17 protein-coding genes are annotated in these 16,437 nt (G+C 32.1%); 7 read left to right on the plus strand and 10 right to left on the minus strand.

Features of this window, described 5'->3' with window-relative positions:
- Nucleotides 1–177 precede the first annotated feature (177 nt).
- Entirely contained in the window at nt 178–1,926 is a 1,749-nt protein-coding gene (gene rho, locus LNP27_RS08075; protein WP_229941142.1) for a transcription termination factor Rho, read from the plus strand.
- 136 nt (nt 1,927–2,062) lie between these two features.
- Here the strand turns inward: rho and LNP27_RS08080 are convergent, their stop codons facing one another.
- The 3 genes from LNP27_RS08080 to LNP27_RS08090 all read right to left on the minus strand — a co-directional run bounded on the left by LNP27_RS08080 (nt 2,063) and on the right by LNP27_RS08090 (nt 7,019).
- Complete coding sequence (locus tag LNP27_RS08080) at nt 2,063–3,319, minus strand: RsmB/NOP family class I SAM-dependent RNA methyltransferase (RefSeq protein WP_229941143.1); 1,257 nt, start codon at nt 3,317–3,319, stop codon at nt 2,063–2,065.
- Between the two features lie 140 nt (nt 3,320–3,459).
- A complete protein-coding gene (locus tag LNP27_RS08085) occupies nt 3,460–5,421 on the minus strand; it encodes a KUP/HAK/KT family potassium transporter (RefSeq protein WP_229941144.1) in 1,962 nt (653 codons plus the stop codon).
- Between the two features lie 113 nt (nt 5,422–5,534).
- On the minus strand, nt 5,535–7,019 hold the full coding sequence (locus tag LNP27_RS08090; protein WP_229941145.1) for a hypothetical protein: 1,485 nt from the start codon (nt 7,017–7,019) through the stop codon (nt 5,535–5,537).
- Nucleotides 7,020–7,133: 114 nt separating this feature from the next.
- Here LNP27_RS08090 and LNP27_RS08095 point away from each other — a divergent pair, with 114 nt between their 5' ends.
- Nucleotides 7,134–8,198 carry a sialidase family protein gene (locus LNP27_RS08095; RefSeq protein ID WP_229941146.1) on the plus strand — a complete coding sequence of 355 codons (1,065 nt, stop codon included), beginning with the start codon at nt 7,134–7,136 and terminating at the stop codon, nt 8,196–8,198.
- Between the two features lie 67 nt (nt 8,199–8,265).
- Here LNP27_RS08095 and LNP27_RS08100 read toward each other — a convergent pair whose 3' ends face one another.
- From LNP27_RS08100 to LNP27_RS08115, 4 genes are all read right to left on the minus strand, one after another.
- Entirely contained in the window at nt 8,266–8,721 is a 456-nt protein-coding gene (locus LNP27_RS08100) for a sensor of ECF-type sigma factor (protein WP_229941147.1), read from the minus strand.
- Between the two features lie 41 nt (nt 8,722–8,762).
- Entirely contained in the window at nt 8,763–9,176 is a 414-nt protein-coding gene (locus LNP27_RS08105) for a hypothetical protein (RefSeq protein ID WP_229941148.1), read from the minus strand.
- 30 nt (nt 9,177–9,206) lie between these two features.
- Nucleotides 9,207–9,749 (minus strand): RNA polymerase sigma factor, encoded by a 543-nt coding sequence (locus tag LNP27_RS08110; RefSeq protein WP_229941149.1) that lies wholly within the window; start codon nt 9,747–9,749, stop codon nt 9,207–9,209.
- Nucleotides 9,750–9,812: 63 nt separating this feature from the next.
- Entirely contained in the window at nt 9,813–10,937 is a 1,125-nt protein-coding gene (locus tag LNP27_RS08115) for an SRPBCC family protein (protein WP_229941150.1), read from the minus strand.
- A 605-nt stretch (nt 10,938–11,542) separates the two neighbouring features.
- Here LNP27_RS08115 and LNP27_RS08125 point away from each other — a divergent pair.
- Nucleotides 11,543–11,926 carry a pyrophosphohydrolase domain-containing protein gene (locus tag LNP27_RS08125; RefSeq protein WP_229941152.1) on the plus strand — a complete coding sequence of 128 codons (384 nt, stop codon included), beginning with the start codon at nt 11,543–11,545 and terminating at the stop codon, nt 11,924–11,926.
- A gap of 100 nt (nt 11,927–12,026) precedes the next feature.
- On the opposite strand, the gene LNP27_RS08130 is transcribed toward LNP27_RS08125, so the two are convergent.
- Entirely contained in the window at nt 12,027–13,094 is a 1,068-nt protein-coding gene (locus LNP27_RS08130) for a branched-chain amino acid aminotransferase (RefSeq protein ID WP_229941153.1), read from the minus strand.
- 298 nt (nt 13,095–13,392) lie between these two features.
- On the opposite strand from LNP27_RS08130, the gene mnmC2 reads away from it, so the two are divergent.
- Together mnmC2 and LNP27_RS08140 are read left to right on the plus strand one after the other, a co-directional pair.
- Nucleotides 13,393–14,055: a tRNA (5-methylaminomethyl-2-thiouridine)(34)-methyltransferase MnmC2 gene (mnmC2, locus tag LNP27_RS08135; RefSeq protein ID WP_229941154.1), complete on the plus strand. Its 663-nt coding sequence runs from the start codon at nt 13,393–13,395 to the stop codon at nt 14,053–14,055.
- Between the two features lie 162 nt (nt 14,056–14,217).
- Nucleotides 14,218–14,415: a hypothetical protein gene (locus LNP27_RS08140; RefSeq protein ID WP_229941155.1), complete on the plus strand. Its 198-nt coding sequence runs from the start codon at nt 14,218–14,220 to the stop codon at nt 14,413–14,415.
- A 33-nt stretch (nt 14,416–14,448) separates the two neighbouring features.
- Here the strand turns inward: LNP27_RS08140 and LNP27_RS08145 are convergent, their stop codons facing one another.
- Nucleotides 14,449–15,390: a LysR substrate-binding domain-containing protein gene (locus tag LNP27_RS08145; protein WP_229941156.1), complete on the minus strand. Its 942-nt coding sequence runs from the start codon at nt 15,388–15,390 to the stop codon at nt 14,449–14,451.
- 111 nt (nt 15,391–15,501) lie between these two features.
- On the opposite strand from LNP27_RS08145, the gene LNP27_RS08150 reads away from it, so the two are divergent.
- A complete protein-coding gene (locus LNP27_RS08150; RefSeq protein ID WP_229941157.1) occupies nt 15,502–15,981 on the plus strand; it encodes a Dps family protein in 480 nt (159 codons plus the stop codon).
- Nucleotides 15,982–16,073: 92 nt separating this feature from the next.
- Here LNP27_RS08150 and LNP27_RS15240 read toward each other — a convergent pair whose 3' ends face one another.
- On the minus strand, nt 16,074–16,208 hold the full coding sequence (locus tag LNP27_RS15240) for a hypothetical protein (RefSeq protein WP_255673687.1): 135 nt from the start codon (nt 16,206–16,208) through the stop codon (nt 16,074–16,076).
- Between LNP27_RS15240 and LNP27_RS08155 the strand changes: the two genes are divergently transcribed.
- A complete protein-coding gene (locus LNP27_RS08155) occupies nt 16,207–16,401 on the plus strand; it encodes a hypothetical protein (RefSeq protein ID WP_428979019.1) in 195 nt (64 codons plus the stop codon). The two genes, LNP27_RS15240 and LNP27_RS08155, sit on opposite strands and share 2 nt — an antisense overlap.
- The last annotated feature ends 36 nt before the right edge of the window (nt 16,402–16,437 follow it).

Consider the following 16,437-nt stretch of genomic DNA (forward strand, 5'->3'; position numbering starts at 1 on the left):
AATATCTGTCACAAAAATATATTTTCTTTTTTAGAAATACTATTGTCTGATAAAAATTTATTCGTATTATTGCATCATAATACCGTAAGCACTTCATACTGCGGTTGATTCAATTTAAAGTTACTACCTATACTTTTAGATTATACCTCAAAAATTAATTAAATTCATAGAACATTCATGTTTGATATTTCTGCATTAAAAGAAATGAAGCTTTCTGAGCTTCAAGAAATAGCTAAAGCGGCTAAAACAATAAAATTTAACGGTGTAAAGAAAGAGACTTTAGTAAGTCAGATTCTAGAACATCAAGCAGCTAATGTTGACAATTCAAATACAAAAGCGGAAAGTAATCAAGAGGATGACAAGCCAAAAAGAGCTAGAATTGCTCCAATAAAAAAAGCAATAACTCCGAAAGTAAAAGCTAGCCCTGCTATTGAAGAAGAAATTGTATTGGAAAAAGCAGTTGTAGAATCAGTTCCAGCTAATGAGGAGGCAACTTCAGAAGAAAAACCTAGACAAGAAGATAAAAAAGCGGGTAAAGCGATTAAATTTAATAAGTCAGCTTACGAGAAAAAAATAGCTTTAAAAAAGGATAAAGAAGAATCAAAAGAAACTTCAAAAGAACAGGAAAGCACTTTAGAAACTACTACAGAAATAACTACTGAAGAGAAAACGGAAGTTGTAGCTCCTATAAAAAAAATAAATCCTAACCAATTGCATAAACAAAATCAAAATGCAAATGGTAACGGAAACCAAAATCAAAACCCTAATTTTAAAAATAAAAAAAATAATTTCGCCGCTTCAGATTTTGAGTTTGACGGAATTATAGAAAGCGAAGGTGTTCTAGAAATGATGCCTGATGGTTACGGTTTTTTAAGATCTTCAGATTATAATTATTTGGCTTCGCCAGATGATATTTATTTATCAACTTCTCAAATTAGATTATTCGGTTTGAAAACTGGAGATACAGTAAAAGGGGTGGTTCGTCCGCCAAAAGAAGGAGAGAAATTTTTTCCATTAGTTCGCGTTTTAAAAATAAACGGACATGATCCACAAGTGGTTCGCGATAGAGTTTCATTCGAACATTTAACCCCTGTTTTTCCATCTGAAAAATTCAAATTAGCTGAAAAGCAAAGTACTATTTCAACGCGAATTATTGATTTGTTTTCACCAATTGGTAAAGGACAACGTGGAATGATTGTGGCACAGCCTAAAACGGGAAAAACCATGTTGCTGAAGGAAATTGCCAATGCAATCGCGGCAAATCATCCTGAAGTATATTTGATTGTTTTATTGATAGATGAACGTCCAGAAGAGGTTACAGATATGCAACGTAGTGTCCGTGGTGAAGTAATCGCTTCGACATTTGACAGAGAGCCGCAAGAGCATGTGAAAATTGCAAATATCGTTCTTGAAAAAGCAAAACGTTTGGTAGAATGTGGTCACGATGTAGTGATTTTATTGGATTCGATTACGCGTTTGGCAAGAGCGTATAATACAGTACAACCTGCTTCAGGAAAAGTATTAAGTGGTGGTGTAGATGCTAATGCATTGCAAAAACCAAAACGTTTCTTTGGAGCGGCACGTAATGTGGAGAACGGTGGTTCATTAAGTATTATTGCAACTGCATTAACTGAAACCGGATCGAAAATGGACGAAGTTATCTTTGAAGAATTTAAAGGTACCGGTAATATGGAATTGCAATTAGATAGAAAAATTGCCAACAAACGTATTTTCCCAGCAATCGATTTGACGTCTTCAAGTACACGTCGTGACGATATGTTATTAGATCCAAAAACTTTACAACGTATGTGGATTATGAGAAAATATCTTTCTGACATGAATCCGGTGGAAGCAATGGATTTTATCAACGATCGTTTTAAGAAAACTAGAAATAATGAAGAGTTTTTAATCTCAATGAACGATTAATTATAAAAGGTCAAAGTTTTTTTAGTTTAATGTTTAAAGTTAGAAAAAGAGTAAACGGAAAAAAAATAATGATATAAAAAAAGTCCTCGAATTTCGAGGACTTTTTTTGTGAATTATAGAGTGTAAAATCTAAGTTTTATTCAATTTCTTTCTCAACTCTTTTTTCTTTTTGTTCTGAACTTTCTTTTCTTTCTAACAAAGCCATATAAAAGCCATCAAAACCAGACTCTGAAGCAAGGATTTTTTGATCTTTTATGAATTTGAATTGTTTTCCAATATCAGTTGTTAAAAAACGAGCCACTTGATCTTGGTTTTCCGAAGGTAAAACCGAGCAAGTCGCATATACTAATTTTCCACCTGGTTTTACAATTTTAGAGTAACTTTCTAAAACCTCTGATTGTACTTTTCGTATATTGTCAATGAACTCTGGCTGTAATTTCCATTTAGCATCAGGATTTCTTTTTAGAACTCCTAAACCGCTACAAGGCGCATCGATAAGTACACGGTCAGCTCTTTCATGTAATTTTTTGATGATTTTTGTCGAATCGATAATTCTATATTCGATGTTAAAGGCACCATCTCTTTTAGCACGGATTTTCAATTGCTTCAATTTACTTTCATACAAATCCATAGCAATCAATTGTCCTTTGTTTTCCATCAAAGCAGCAATGTGTAATGTTTTTCCACCCGCACCCGCGCAAGTGTCAACCACCCGCATTCCCGGTTTTACATCGAGGAAAGCAGCTACTAATTGCGAATTTGCATCTTGAACTTCAAAGAAACCTTGTTTAAAAGCATCTGTCAAGAATACATTAGCTCTTTCTTTTAAAACTAAAGCATCGGGTTGATTTTTTAATGTTTCAGTTTCAATGTTTAAGTCCATCAGAATAGCACGTAGCTCTTCTCTAGTAGTCTTGAGTGTATTTACTCTAAGGATAACTTTAGCAGGTTGGTTTTGAGCCGCAATTTCTGTTGCCCAAACTTTTTCGCCTAGCTCTTTTACGCCTAATTCATCCATCCAGTCTGGAATAGATTCTTTCAAAGCTCTCACTTTCGAAAGTTCATCAAAGCGACCTTTTATTTTTCTTTCTGGAGTTCCTTCCAGCTGACGCCAATCTGGAATAGGGTAACCTCTTAAAACTGCCCAAACAGAAAACATTCTCCATAGATTGTCTCTGTCAAAAGGTTCTTTTACTTCGGCTATTTCTGCGTATAATCTTTTCCAACGTACAATTTCGTAGATGGTTTCGGCAACAAACTTTCTATCTGAACTTCCCCAACGTTTGTCTTTTTTAAGGGATCTTGCTACTACTTTATCAGCATATTCACCTTCGTTAAAAATGGCGTTTAATGCGTCTATCGTTGTGTAAACTAAATTTCTGTGTAATCTCATTTTAAATAATTGAGGTGCAAAGGTACTATTTATTGACTGAATGTTATATTTTAAATAATGAATGTTGTTTTTAAATTTTTTGTCAAAAAAAAAACACTGTAAATGCTACAATGTTTTTTGGTTTAATTTTAAAGGAATAGTTACTTTAATCTTGTCAAATCCACCTTTTCAGGTGCGTGAAGTACTAATGGGAATTTTTCGATTTTGACAGAGCTGCTGTCTAATCCAAAAGCACTTTCCTCAGATAAACTTAATTTTTTAAGTAAGAAATAGGAATTCATAATTAATTTTTCACGCCATCTCAAGCGACTATCGTTGGAAAGAAATTTTTCAGAAAGTACAAATTTGAAATCGCCAATAATATTATTCTTGTTCAATGATTCGTATCTACTGGTAATATCTACCTCACCTTTTTTAACCATGTCTTTGATCACTTCTCTAAACATTAGGTTTATTTTAGTAGGTTCCCTAAAGCCGAGATTAAAATCGACGCGATACAAATCATCTTTTACAATTTCAGTAACTTTATATTGTGCTTTATATGGTTCTGATAATATATTAACGTGTACAAACCAATATATATCAGCTCTTTTAGGTCGCTTTTGTAAAATGGAATACATCACTTTTTCTTCAATTTCATCAGTTCTACCTGCATTTGTCATGTACACTAAATGCGTTGCGTATTTTGGAATCGTCAAATCAGCACTAAGTTCGACAAGTACTTTTTTGTAGTCTTCAATTTTAACGAGCTTAGTATAAGTTTTATTAATTTGTTTAGCAGAATACCATATTGTCATTATACTAATTAACACCGAAGCAATAATTAGAGTTACATAACCACCATCAGCAAATTTAGTAATATTAGCGGCTAGGAAACTAAATTCGATTAGAAGATAAATTGTTATTAATGGTACAATAAAATACAATTTTACTCTTTTCATTATTAAATAAAAGTTGAGTAAAATGGTGGTCATTATCATGCATAAAATAATAGCAAGGCCGTAAGCATGCTCCATGTTATTGGACTCTTCAAAGTGCAGTACAATTCCAACACAACCAGCAAATAGCAACCAGTTTATCGATGGAATGTAAAGTTGACCTTTTAACTCCGTTGGATATTTGATTTTTACCTTTGGCCAAAAGTTCAATCTCATGGCTTCATTTATCAAAGTAAAGGAGCCGCTGATAAGGGCTTGAGATGCTATTACTGCTGCTAATGTAGCAATAACAATTCCTATAGGTTGAAACCAATCTTCCATGATAAGGTAGAATGGATTTCCGTTCTTCCCTCCTAAATTTTGTAATGTTCGCCCTTCGTGATGAATTAAATAAGCTGCTTGGCCAAAGTAGTTAAGTACTAAAGCCGTTTTTACAAATATCCAACTAATTCTAATGTTTTTTCGTCCGCAATGTCCCATGTCAGAGTATAGCGCTTCAGCTCCTGTTGTACATAGAAAAACAAATCCTAATACAAAAAAACCATCGGGATGTATCGATAATAATTGGTATGCGTAATAAGGGTTTAATGCTTTGAAAACTTCAGGATGTTTCGTAATTTGAATTATTCCCAATACAGCTAGCATTGCAAACCAAATCAACATCATTGGGGCAAAAAATTTACCTACTAATTTGGATCCAAACTGTTGTATGGTAAAGAGAATAAATAATATACCTATTACAATCGGTATGGTATTGATTTCAGGATAAAAAGTTTTAATTCCTTCTACTGCAGAAGATACAGAGATGGGCGGGGTAATAATTCCATCAGCGAGTAGTGCGCTTCCGCCAATAATTGCGGGGACAATCAACCACCTGATTTTTGTTTTTTTTACTAAGGCGTATAGCGCAAAAATACCTCCTTCGCCATGATTATCAGCACTTAATGTGATTAATACATATTTTATTGTTGTTTGTAAGGTAAGCGTCCAAAAAACCGCAGAAACGCCACCTAAAACAACATTCGCATTTATTATATGATCGCCTAAGATGGCTTTCATTACATACAGTGGTGAAGTTCCTATATCACCGTAAATTATTCCTAATGATATTAATAAACCACCTAACGTTAACTTACTATGCAGGTTCTTATGTGATGCGCTCATGTAATAATTTTAAAAAACTTGTCAAAAGTACACTTTTAAAATAAATTGACACTTTATAAGCAAAAAAAACACGACTTGGTAGCCGTGGTTTTTTATTTTTAAATATTTTATATTTAGATTCTTCTGTTCTCAGGTCTGGATGATGAATTACCTCTTTGAGATTCAACTCTTTGCGGTGCAGATTCTCTTGCCGAGTTTCCGCGACCTTGCGGTTCTGCTCTTTGTGGTGCAGATTGCCTTGCTGAACTTCCTCTACCTTGTGAGTAATCTCTTTGCGGTGCTGCTTCTCTAGAAGGATTTGTTCTACCTTGTGAGTAATCTCTTTGCGGTGCTGCTTCTCTAGAAGGACTTGTTCTACCTTGTGAGTAATCTCTTTGTGGAGCTGCTTCTCTAGAAGGACTTGTTCTACCTTGTGAGTAATCTCTTTGTGGAGCTGCTTCTCTAGAAGGACTTGTTCTACCTTGTGAGTAATCTCTCTGTGGAGCTGCTTCTCTAGAAGGACTTGTTCTACCTTGTGAGTAATCTCTTTGCGGTGCTGCTTCTCTAGAGGGACTTGTTCTACCTTGTGAGTAATCTCTCGATGAACCTGCTCTTTGCGGAGCTGCTTGGCCAGAAGGACTTGTTCTGTTTTGAGAATAGTCTTTCGATGAACCTGATCTTTGCGGAGATGCTTGGCCAGAAGGACTTGTTCTATTTTGAGAATACTCTCTTGAAGAACCTCCTCTTTGTGATCCTATATCTCTCGAAGAGTTACCTCTTTGTGATGTTATATCTCGCGAGGAGTTTGATCTGTTTTGAGAGTTTTCTCTTGTCGCACTGCCTCTTCTATTAGAATAAGTAACTTCATTTCGAGAGCCTCTACTTTTTTCTAATTCGTAACGGTTTACAACGTTCGCATTTCTTCGTGAAAATGAATAGTTCGGGTTTTGTCTCTCATATCCATTAGCACGTCTCGAATTATAAACTACAGCAATTCGCTCATTTCTTCTATGGCTTACATAATTGTAGCTGTTATTAAAATTTAAACAGATATTAATGTTGTTTCTGTATCGGAATACGGGAAAAGGATTCCATGCATAATAATAAGAAGGATAATAATTCCAGTTCCAAGATGAATAGTAAGGACGGTAGTTAGTTGACCAAAATGATGCATAAATAATTGGCGGAGTGTAATACACCGGCTCATAAATATAATTTTGGCCATACATGAAAACATCACCTACTACTTGCACGTGGATTTTGTTGTTTCTGTCTTTTTCTACATCAATTGTAGCTACATCTTGATATACATCTTGATCAAGAACAGACTGAATGATGATAAGGTGTGTTCTACCTTCAACAGTTTCTATAACTCTTAAATAATCAACTTGATCGTCATTATTCAAATCTAAATTAGAAATTTGAAGTTTAGGATCGTTGAGTCTTCGTTCAAAATCCTGTAGGTCTCTAGAATCCCCAAAAATAGAAGCAACAGCTCTCAAATCAAGATTGTCGCTTATTTCGGCGTTCATAGCATTAACCGATGTTCTATCTTGTGCATTCATTTGCATTGCGAAAAAAGCAGTTAAAAAACTCAGTACTAGTAGTTTCGTTTTCATAATTAATTGGATTAAATTCCTTTTTTTGGAATAACCAATTACTGTGCCAATATATTAATTAATCCAATCGGAATTATTTTAATAATTGTAAATTTGCGCTAAAATGTATTACACATGAAAAATATTTTACTGGTTTTGTCGCTATTTGTGTTATTAATTTCTTGTAAAACTGGAAGTTATGATAATTTTAAATTAAATAATAATGAATTTCAGTCAGTTGAAACTGATACATTATTTCAGGATAAAATAAGTATTAGAGCGATTCAAATCGATAAAAATAAAATTTGGTATGCAGCTGATAATGGAAGGTATGGTTTTTTCAATTTAGATAATAGTCAAAAAAAAGAAAATAGAATAACAAAGGATTCTTTAAAACTGGAATTTAGAAGTATTGCTCAAACTTCTAAACATGTTTATATTTTAAATGTAGGAAATCCTGCTCTGTTATACCAAATTTCGAAAGAAGACTCTAGTGCGAAATTAGTGTATGAGGAACGTCACGAGAAAGTTTTTTTTGATAGCATGCAATTTTGGAACAATACAGAAGGAATAGCGATGGGAGATCCAGTCGAAGACTGTCTAAATATTATTGTAACTCGCGACGGCGGTAATTCATGGAATAAAATACCATGTGATAAATTGCCAAAGGTTTTAACGGGAGAAGCCGCTTTTGCAGCTAGTAACACTAATATTATTATAAAAGAAAATAACACATGGATTGTTTCAGGAGGGAAAAGTTCTAGGGCTTTTTATTCACCGGACAGAGGGAATACTTGGGAAGTCTATGATACGCCAATAGTGCAAGGCAAAACGATGACTGGAATTTTTACAGCTGACTTTTATGATTCTAAAATAGGATTTGTAGCTGGAGGAGACTATGAAAATAGAAATCAAAACTTCGGTAATAAAGCGATTACTGATGATGGTGGAAAAACTTGGAAACTTATAGCTGAAAATCATGGTTTTGGATACGCTTCTTGTGTGCAATATGTACCAAATAGTAATGGAAAATCGATTGTTTCAGTTGGCTTCTCAGGAGTATATTACTCTTCTAATGGTGGTGAAACTTGGAAACAATTGTCAAGTGATGCAACTTTAAATACAATTCGCTTTATTAATGAAACTACGGCTGTTGCCGCAGGACAAAATAAAATGATAAGAATTAGTTTTAAAAAATAAAACACCCTAAACGTTAGAATTTATCTGTAGTTTAGGGTGTGTTATTGAACTAACAATCAAAAGTTTATTATTTTGAGCCTTTATTCCTGTATTGCTGTAGTAACTTTCTATTGAAATCTTCTTCCGCTTTTTTAAGTTTTATGATTTTTGAAGCTGGAAGTATCGCTCTTAGATTAGATGTGAATTTTTTTCTCAGTAAAAATAATTCCTCTTCAGTATCTTGAATTTGGGCTAAAAAAGTATTTGCTTCTTTTTCGCTTATTTTATCGAGTGAGCCATCATTCATTTTTTTCATAAAAGCTCTCATTTTTTGATGCCTCAATTCAAATTGTTTGTCATCAAAAGTATTGTATATAGGCCAGAATTTTTCAGCTTGCGCATTAGTTAAGTCTAATTCGGTAGTGAAAAAAGCAACTTTTAGTGTTTTAATTTGTTCTTTTTTCTCTTTCATACTTTCGCTTTGAGCGTAAAAGCTAGTAGAGACTAACAAAAGTAGTATGGGTAATAATTTTTTTATATTCATTTTTCGTCTTTTAATTAGTGCTTAAAAAATAGGTTTGTGATTTATTCTAAAATAAGATTCTCCAGATTCGAATTTACTGATAGAATATCCTCTATTGCTTTATCTTCAATAGACATACTTATTTTTATATTGTTAATGTCTGATGTTTCCAGTCCATTAATTAAGTCGTATTGATTTACATTGGATTGATAAGTGATGTAATTTTCTAATTGCGCTGAATCCAATTCTTGTTTATCAGTGTAAAAATTATTTATAAACGGAATCATGAGCGCAAGGACTAATACTGCTGCAACCATTAAAAATAAATTCTTTTTTCTTTGAAAAAGAGAAATTACTTTTGGTTCATTTGCAGGCAACTGCTCCATCATTTTTATTGAAAAATTTTCAAAGTATTTCTCTGGTGTTTTAAAACCAGATTCAATCTTAGGTTCATTTTCTAGTTTAAATGTTTTCATATCTATAAGACACTATTGTTTTAAAAAGGTTTAATTTGATGTTACAAAAGCTTCAATTTTTTTTACTGCAATGTGATAGGATGCTTTAAGTCCTCCTACAGAGGTTCCTAGAATCTCAGATATTTCTTCATATTTGAGTTCTTCAAAATATTTCATTTTAAAAATCAATTGTTGTTTTTCAGGCAATAAGGCTATCGCTTTTTGTAATTTTAATTGAATTTCATTTCCATCAAAAAAGACATCAGCTTCAAGATTATCGAGTGCCTTGTTTTGTAATGTTTCAGATGAGATGCCGCTTTTTTTAGCTTTTTGTTTCAAAAAAGTTAATGCTTCATTAGTAGCAATACGATACATCCAGGAAAAGAGTTTACTTTCTCCCTTGAAATTTTTTAAATTTTGGAATATTTTAATAAAAGTATTTTGCAATACATCATCAGCATCATCGTGATTTAAAACGATATTACGAATGTGATTGTAAAGCGGTCTTTGATAGTCGACTATTAACCTCTGAAACGCTTGGTTTTGCGTCTTGATGTTCAATAATTCGGATATAAATTCCTTTTCTTCTTGCAAAATTGGTCTTTTAGAATTAGAATAGAAATCAGATGAAAGGTTTAATCTGCTTTAGAAGTATTTTTAAAACTCTGAGTTCTCTTCTTCTTTTTTGATAACAGGTTCTGGTGTTACAGAAGATTCTGATTTTTTTACAATAGGAGTAACGTATGTGTTTACCGGAGGAATCACTTTAGTTTTTATTGGATAGTAAATTTCGGTTACCCATTTTGATGGACTTTTAGTTTCAGCTTTCCTTACTTTAAAAATAGCTAAATGAGAAAAAGTTGGATCTACAACAATTTTATTTGCATTAATATAAGCCGTTGCTTTGTCTAAAGCCTTATTAGTATGAGAGTAATCACCAGTTAAAGTCGTTTTTACTGCTTCAAGTTCTTCTAGTTTTCCGCTCAAAATATCGCTTCCTGCGCTAGTGAAAATTTCCGTTTTTATAGGAATGCAGAAAGACAATCGAGTTAATCCCTTTGCTAAATCATAAGTGTGGTAAAGCAAAAAAGGTTTTCCATTGCGCTCGATGTCGTTTTTATCACAAAAATCATTGATTTTATCAAATACTATTCTTGAATTTTTAGTAACCTTAGAAATTTCACTAGTAAAGGTTTGGTGCAAATAGAACGTAGCTGGTATTTTTGCTAATCCATCTACTTTTACTGTAAAGGTATTTATTTCGTAATCAAGAGTTTTGTCTAGGTTTACCAAGCTATTTTCGTACATCTTTCCAATAATTGCATTGATTCCACCCTTAAATGCTGTATAGACTTTCATCGAAAAACTCATTTTTCCAGTAGTTTTCCACGTTACTTTGGTACCGCCAATGGTGTCCTTAAAACTCCAAAAAACGGATGATGAGGTACCGTTGTAGTTCATTTTTTGAGAAATACTGTCATTTTCTTTAACAAATAGAGTTTTCAAGTCACCCGAACCATCTTGTCCGTCCCATGAGTAAGAAGCTCCAGCTCCAACAGTTTTACCAGAATAATTGATTTTTATGGTAGGATCCTCAGTCATCCAGGAGCCAAAATCTTCCCAGTTTCTGAAATCATTCACAAAACTAAATACATTGGATTTTGGAGAATTTATAATTTTGCTTCTTTCTACTGTAAAATCTCCTTTTTGAGTAGCGATAAAAATAGTAAGCGCTACAAAACTAAGTAGCAGTAAAAGAAATAAATACTTTAAAATTCTCATAATTCAACTATTTGTTAATTTCTGTAAAGTTAAAAATTTAATTAAGACAGTACAGAAAGTAGCCAGTAAATATAACGGTGTTTTCCTAATAAAACCTTTTCGATAGCTGTCTTCCTAGTCTCTGCATAGTAAATTTACTTCTAATGAACATTTTTTAATATATATTACTAACGATTTTTTATCTAAATAATATACTATTATTTTAGAAGTTAGCTGGAACCATAAACTAAAATTATTTACGTGCTTTAGACTATAAATATAGTTTTTACGATTAATCTACTAATGAAAAAGTCCACTTTTCAGTGAACAATAATTATTTTTTATTAAGAACTTTAGCGCTTGAAAAATATTTTTATCAATACTAAAATTACAATGAAAGCTAAAAAACCTAATAATATTTTGTAACTTTCTTTGTAGAATATCCTATGTAAATTAGCGTCTTTTCGATAAGCGTAAACCATCCCAATGACAAACGCTAAAAAAAAGACTATACCAAATGTTATTTGCCCTTGACTAAACATAATTAAAATATTTTTTGTGCCAAATTTAGGTATTTGTTTAATAATAGTTTAGTAATTTGTTGTTTCATTTGATAAAATAATAAGATGCAAAAACAATTAAACGCCGTCAAGGAGTTTCACACTACTTTTAATTTAAGTTTCAAAGAAAATCCAACCGCCAATCTAGACGAAAAATTACACGAGCTTCGTTATAATTTAATGAAGGAAGAAAATGAAGAATATTTAAAGGCAGTTCAAAATAATGATCTGACTGAAATTGCTGATGCCTTGGGTGACATGCTATATATCCTTTGTGGAACAATAATTGAGCATGGCTTGCAACATAAAATAGAAGCTGTTTTTGATGAAATTCAGCAAAGTAATATGAGTAAGTTAGGTGCAGATGGAAAACCTATTTACCGAGAAGATGGCAAAGTTATGAAAGGTCCTAATTATTTTAAACCAAATTTCACTGCTATTCTTAAATAGTAATAAAAGGATTGTTTTTTATTGATGCAAGTCTTTAGTATAAATTAGTAGGGCGGTTTTCAATTCGAAAACCGCCCTACTAAAAGGTGTCAAAAACTAATTATATCTTAACAGTCCATCCAAAAGTATCTTCTTCCAGTTTATTTTGAATATTAGTCAATTTTTCTTTTAATTGATTAGCCACAGAATTTTCAATTTTTGGTAAATCGTAGTAAACATCTTGGTATGAAAACCCTGATATTGCACTTATTACTGCAGCAGTACCTGCACCAAATATTTCTTTTAAAGTTCCATTTTTAGCAGCTTCAACAAGTTCTGAAACCAAAACTGGACGAATCTCTATGTCTATATTTTCACTTTTTGCTAAGTCGATCAGTGTTTTTCTTGTCACACCATCTAAAATACGCTCACTTACAGGAGCAGTAAATAAAGTGTCATTTATTCTAAAGAAAACATTCATTGTACCCGCTTCTTCTAGCTTTGTATGCGTTGCATCATCGGTCCAAATCACTTGTTGGAAACCTGAATTATTAGCTAATTGCGTTGGGTAAAACTGCGCCGCATAATTTCCTGCCGCTTTTGCAGCACCAATTCCACCATTAGCAGCTCTACTATAATGCTCTGCGATAAGTACTTTTACTTCTCCAGCATAGTACGAAGTAACAGGAGATAAAATAATCATGAATTTATACTCGTCAGAAGGATTTGCAATTACTCCATGTCCTGTAGCGATCATAAACGGACGGATATACATTGCATTTCCTTTTCCTTTTTTGATCCATTCTTGGTCTAATTTCAATAATTGGTTCAAACCATTCATGAATATATCTTCAGGAACTTCAGGCATAGCCATTCTAACCGCTGATTTATTGAAACGGTTGTAATTTTCATCAGGTCTAAAAAGCCATACATCATCATTAGTATCTTTATAAGCTTTCATTCCTTCAAAAATAGCTTGTCCGTAATGAAAAACTCTACTAGAAGGATCGCATAAAAAAGGTGCGTAAGGTTTTATAACTGGGTTTTGCCATTCTCCATTTTTAAAATCGCATTCAAATAAATGATCCGTAAAAACCGAACCAAAGCTTAAGTTTGCAAAATCTACTTCATTTATTTTTGAAGCCGCAGATTTTATAATTTCAATTTTGTTAGTTTGAGTTGCACTCATAGTAATGTATTATTTTTTAATGTTTTAAAATTTTAAGCGTAAACTTAAGCGAATAGCATTTCCATACACTGGAGTATAATGTTTGCAAAATTAAATAAAAATCAGCAAAATCCTTATCGAAATAACATTAATTACAGGGTTTAGCTAACATTTATATAAGATTTAGAAAATGTAATAAAAAGTGGCTCTATTCTACTGAATTTATAATAAATAGTCATTTTAAAGCGGTAAAAGATGTAGTTTTGATTATTTTTGACAAGCTAAAAAAAATAAATTAGCATAACTTTAGAACATAATTTTGAAAAGAGAAATAATTCAAACACTTGATGGCTCGACAACCATCCAATTAACGGAATGGAATGAGTGCTATCATTCGAAACATGGCGCAATTCAAGAGGCACAACATGTCTTTATGAAAAATGGTCTTTCTTTATTTCAAAATCAAGAAATTGCCATTTTAGAAATAGGATTTGGGACAGGATTGAATGCGTTTATTACCTTGTTGGAATCTATAAAAATGAATCAAACTATTGACTATGTTGGAGTAGAGGCTTATCCAATATCTGCTGCAGAAGTTTTAAAAATGAACTATGTTGAGGAACTAGAGGCAAAATTAGAAAGTTCGACTTTTGAGAAGATTCATGAATGCTCGTGGGAAGAAAAAGTAATGCTAAATGATAGTTTTTCTATAACAAAGAGAAAGCAATTTTTTCAAGATATTGAGGATGAAAATAGATTTGATTTGATTTATTTTGATGCTTTTGGATACAGAGTCCAGCCTGAATTATGGAGTACAGAAGTTTTTAGAAAAATGTACAATGCGCTCAAAACAAATGGGATATTGGTTACTTACGCTGCAAGAGGTGTGGTCAAAAGAAGTATGATAGAAGTAGGATTTACTGTTGAAAAATTGGCCGGCCCTCCTGGAAAAAGAGAAATGTTTCGTGCTCGAAAACTGTAAATTATCCTACTGATCTATTTTTTTAAATCATTTAAAATCAGTAATTTATATTAAATTTAATAAAAAACTAAAAACTTCGTTAAAAGATTATAAAGTAGCTGGAAAAGAATGTATTTTTACAATGATTTAGAATTTGAATATAACCAAAATCTGCCTTAAATTATGTCAAAAATTATGTACGATTATACAAAATCAGTTTTAGAAAGAGTTAGTTTTGATGCGAAACTTTTTTGCAAAGAATTAGAAAAAGCTGTCAAGTTGTTGTTGCCTTACGAAATGGAACAGTTGCGTGAATGGTTAGAAAACTTTACAATAGGAAGACCAGAATTAAAGCAATGTTTACTGATAGTAAATTCATAATAAAAAAAGGAACCGCAAAAACGGTTCCTTTTTTTATTTCTTGTAAACTGAACTTATAATTTGGACATTTTGGAAAACAATTGCTCCTTTTATAACTCCAGCAATTGTACTTCGTAGCGCTTCTATAATCTGAATTTTTAATTCGTTCTTAGGAAAAATTAAACTTACTTCTCTAGCTGGCTTTGGTTCTTTAAAGTGACGCAGTTTTACTTTATCATTCTCTTTTAAATCGAGTGTATGTAAGTAGGGAAGTAATGTTGTTCCTAATCCTTCATCCGCTAATTTTATCAACGTTTCAAAGCTTCCACTTTCGAGCTGGAAATGACCTTTCTCACTTCTTGTCGCGTTTTTGCACAAATTTAAAATCCCATCACGGAAACAATGTCCATCTTGTAATAATAAGATTTCATCTAAATTTAAATCAGAAATTTCTATTTCTTCTTTTTGAAAATGATGATGACTTTCTGGAATGTATGCTACAAAGGGCTCAAAGTACAGAACAATTTCTTTTATTTTTTCTTCCATCAATGGAGTAGCAGCAATAGCTGCGTCCAGATGTCCGTTGTTTAATTTTGTTATGATTTCGTCTGTATTCAACTCTTCGATGATGAGCTTAACTTTTGGATATTTTTTAATAAAATTATTCAAAAACATTGGCAATAATGTCGGCATTATAGTAGGAATTATTCCTAATCTAAATTCGCCTCCTATAAAACCTTTTTGTTGCTCTACAATGTCTTGAATGCGGTCTGCTTCGTTGACAATGTTTTTAGCTTGGTTTACTATTTTATGACCAATATCAGTGAGTTGAATTGGCTTTTTTGTTCGGTCAAAAATTTGAATACTTAATTCTTCTTCAATTTTTTGAATTTGCATGCTCAAAGTAGGTTGAGTTACAAAACATTTTTCGGCAGCTAACGTAAAATTTTTGTGTTCGGCTACTGCAAGGACATATTTTAATTGAGTAATTGTCATGGTATAATTATATCTAATGCAAATTTAGTAAAACTATAACTTTTTATTATGGTGTTTTCAGTAATCTTTTGCTAAATTTATGGTAGAAATTATCAGGAAAAAACAATAAAAATGAAAACAAATATTTTAGGATTGCCGGTGAAAGAATCAGAAGTGATAGCAAATGAATTGAATGTTTTACTATCAAATTTTCAAGTTTATTATCAAAATTTAAGAGGGATACATTGGAACATACGTGGCAAACGTTTTTTTGATTTGCATGTAAAGTTCGAGGAATTATATACTGATGCTCAAATTAAAATTGATTTAATAGCTGAACGAGTATTAACAATAGGAGCGACACCACTTCATACTTTTGAAGATTATATCAAATACAATACGGTAACGGCGGGCAAAAACATATCAGTTGATGAAGAAGCAGTTCAATTAATTGTAAATTCATTATCTCATTTATTAAAAATTGAAAGAGGAATTCTAAATAAATCTGCTGAGATAAATGATGAAGGTACTAATTCGATGATGAGTGATTTTATCGCTGAACAAGAAAAAACAATTTGGATGATGCAGGCTTGGTTAGAAGAGAGTTTGTAGCTTATAAGTTTGAAAGAAAAAGCAAAATATTTATTACTGAATATTTTGCTTTTTTTTATGGATGTTAAATTTATTAAAAATTTCTAGTATTTTTATAAATTTTTATTGCTTTTACTTATTTTTGCCGCAATGAAATTATTAGCAAGCCTTTTATTATTCTTATTTATTGCCTTTTTATCCACACCTGCAATTGTAACTGTGATAGAAAAGTCTTGTGATACATCCATGTTTTTTAATATGACAGAAGAGGAAATCCATTCTCATAAAGAAATTAAAAACATTCTGTATACTAATAATTCTTCTTACATCGGTTTTAGCGATGAAAAAATAAACAGTTCTAGTTTAATACTTTCTGAAAACTTATCTAAACATGATAATGTTTCAGCATCTATTTTTTCCCCTCCGCCTAACATGGCTTAATATTTCAATAAAGATTAAATTACTGCGATCATTTGT

Origin of the sequence: Flavobacterium galactosidilyticum, assembly GCF_020911945.1 — a bacterium.
In the GTDB taxonomy this organism is placed as follows: domain Bacteria; phylum Bacteroidota; class Bacteroidia; order Flavobacteriales; family Flavobacteriaceae; genus Flavobacterium; species Flavobacterium galactosidilyticum.

Bases quoted from the DNA above. Each gene is read 5' to 3' on its own strand.
- LNP27_RS08090 (WP_229941145.1), bottom strand. From the start codon at position 7,019: ATGAAAACGAAACTACTAGTACTGAGTTTTTTAACTGCTTTTTTCGCA.
- LNP27_RS08105 (WP_229941148.1), bottom strand. From the start codon at position 9,176: ATGAAAACATTTAAACTAGAAAATGAACCTAAGATTGAATCTGGTTTT.
- LNP27_RS08095 (WP_229941146.1), top strand. From the start codon at position 7,134: ATGAAAAATATTTTACTGGTTTTGTCGCTATTTGTGTTATTAATTTCT.
- LNP27_RS08145 (WP_229941156.1), bottom strand. From the start codon at position 15,390: ATGACAATTACTCAATTAAAATATGTCCTTGCAGTAGCCGAACACAAA.
- rho (WP_229941142.1), top strand. From the start codon at position 178: ATGTTTGATATTTCTGCATTAAAAGAAATGAAGCTTTCTGAGCTTCAA.
- LNP27_RS15240 (WP_255673687.1), bottom strand. From the start codon at position 16,208: ATGGATGTATCACAAGACTTTTCTATCACAGTTACAATTGCAGGTGTG.
- LNP27_RS08125 (WP_229941152.1), top strand. From the start codon at position 11,543: ATGCAAAAACAATTAAACGCCGTCAAGGAGTTTCACACTACTTTTAAT.
- LNP27_RS08100 (WP_229941147.1), bottom strand. From the start codon at position 8,721: ATGAATATAAAAAAATTATTACCCATACTACTTTTGTTAGTCTCTACT.
- LNP27_RS08130 (WP_229941153.1), bottom strand. From the start codon at position 13,094: ATGAGTGCAACTCAAACTAACAAAATTGAAATTATAAAATCTGCGGCT.
- LNP27_RS08140 (WP_229941155.1), top strand. From the start codon at position 14,218: ATGTCAAAAATTATGTACGATTATACAAAATCAGTTTTAGAAAGAGTT.
- LNP27_RS08080 (WP_229941143.1), bottom strand. From the start codon at position 3,319: ATGAGATTACACAGAAATTTAGTTTACACAACGATAGACGCATTAAAC.
- LNP27_RS08150 (WP_229941157.1), top strand. From the start codon at position 15,502: ATGAAAACAAATATTTTAGGATTGCCGGTGAAAGAATCAGAAGTGATA.
- LNP27_RS08155 (WP_428979019.1), top strand. From the start codon at position 16,207: ATGTTTTTTAATATGACAGAAGAGGAAATCCATTCTCATAAAGAAATT.
- LNP27_RS08115 (WP_229941150.1), bottom strand. From the start codon at position 10,937: ATGAGAATTTTAAAGTATTTATTTCTTTTACTGCTACTTAGTTTTGTA.
- LNP27_RS08085 (WP_229941144.1), bottom strand. From the start codon at position 5,421: ATGAGCGCATCACATAAGAACCTGCATAGTAAGTTAACGTTAGGTGGT.